This is a genomic window from Streptomyces sp. NH27 (genome assembly GCF_056859195.1).
In genome coordinates this window covers 1-1,722 of the sequence record NZ_JACEGK010000872.1, presented here as the reverse complement: position 1 = coordinate 1,722, position 1,722 = coordinate 1, and the positions used below count along the sequence as shown (strand labels likewise).

The window sequence follows — 1,722 nt, the reverse complement described above, 5'->3', positions numbered from 1 at the left end:
GGTTCGCGGTGTCCGGCACCTCTCCGCCTTGCGAGGCTGGGGGCGCCCCCGCGCCGAAGGCCATGGGGGAGCAGCGGACGCCGCGAACCCGGCGGACCCTTCCGGCTGCGGCTTGGACCGCCCGGCACATGGAGGGTGGGAGAAGGAGCGGGTCGGGGTGCAGGAAGCCCTTCGTGCAAGCACAGAAGGCTCCGACCGAGCCGAAAGGCGGGAAGTCGCAGGTCAACCGCTACGCGGTCAGCACTCGATGACGTTGACGGCGAGGCCGCCCCGAGCCGTCTCCTTGTACTTGACCTTCATGTCCGCGCCGGTCTGCTTCATGGTCTTGATGACCTTGTCGAGGGAGACGTGGTGGCGGCCGTCGCCGCGCATGGCCATGCGGGCGGCGGTGACGGCCTTGACCGCGGCCATGCCGTTGCGCTCGATGCAGGGGATCTGGACGAGGCCGCCGACGGGGTCGCAGGTGAGGCCGAGGTTGTGCTCCATGCCGATCTCGGCGGCGTTCTCGACCTGTTCGGGGGTGAGCCCGAGGATCTCCGCGAGGCCGCCCGCGGCCATGGAGCAGGCGGAGCCGACCTCGCCCTGGCAGCCGACCTCGGCGCCGGAGATGGAGGCGTTCTCCTTGAAGAGCATGCCGATCGCGCCCGCGGCCAGCAGGAAGCGGACCACCGCGTCGTCCCGGTCGGCGGCGGAGGTGGTGGGCGAGCAGACGAATGCGAGGTAGTAGTGCAGGACGGCCGGGATGATGCCGGCGGCGCCGTTCGTGGGGGCGGTGACCACGCGGCCGCCCGCCGCGTTCTCCTCGTTGACGGCCATCGCGTAGAGGGTGATCCACTCCATCGCGCGGGTGGACGGGTCGCCCTCGGCCCGCAGCTGGCGGGCGGACTGCGCGGCGCGGCGGCGTACCTTCAACCCGCCGGGCAGGATGCCCTCACGGGACATGCCCCGCTCCACGCATGCCCGCATCACCTGCCAGATCTCCAGCAGGCCGGCCCGGATGTCGGCCTCGCTGCGCCACGCCTTCTCGTTCTCCATCATCAGCGCGGAGATCGACAGCCCGGTCTCCCGGGACAGCCGCAGCAGTTCGTCGCCGGTACGGAAGGGGTGCCGCAGCACCGTGTCGTCCAGCTTGATCCGGTCCTCGCCGACCGCGTCCTCGTCGACCACGAAGCCGCCGCCCACCGAGTAGTACGTCTTCGCCAGCAGCACCTCGCCCGCGTCGTCGTACGCCGACAGCGTCATCCCGTTGGCGTGGTACGGCAGCGAGCGGCGCCGGTGCAGCACCAGGTCGGTGTCGGCGTCGAAGGCGATCTCGTGGGTGCCCAGCAGGCCCAGCCGCCGTTCGGCGCGGATACGGGCGACCTCGTCGTCGGCGGTCTCCACGTCGACGGTGCGCGGCGAGTGGCCGGACAGGCCGAGCAGGACGGCCTTCGGGGTGCCGTGGCCGTGGCCGGTCGCCCCGAGCGAGCCGAACAGCTCGGCCCGGACGGACGCGGTGTGGGTGAGCAGCGCCTCGTTCTTGAGGCGGTGCACGAAGATGTTCGCCGCCCGCATGGGGCCGACGGTGTGCGAGCTGGAGGGGCCTATTCCGATGGAGAACAGGTCGAAGACGGAGATTGCCACGGTGTTCCTAGCTCCTGGATTTTGCGGACGCCGTTGTCCGCAGGGTGCTGCGGTCGCGCTCGGCGGGGGCGCGCTGCCGGTCGGGAGGCGGGCTCCCGC

Annotated in this window: 1 protein-coding gene; it reads right to left on the bottom strand. The window is 71.5% G+C overall.

The annotated features are described in order from the left end of the window. Positions 1-237: 237 nt before the first annotated feature. Entirely contained in the window at positions 238-1,623 is a 1,386-nt protein-coding gene (locus AC13HU_RS36675) for an L-serine ammonia-lyase (protein WP_483046324.1), read from the bottom strand. Between the last annotated feature and the right edge of the window lie 99 nt (positions 1,624-1,722).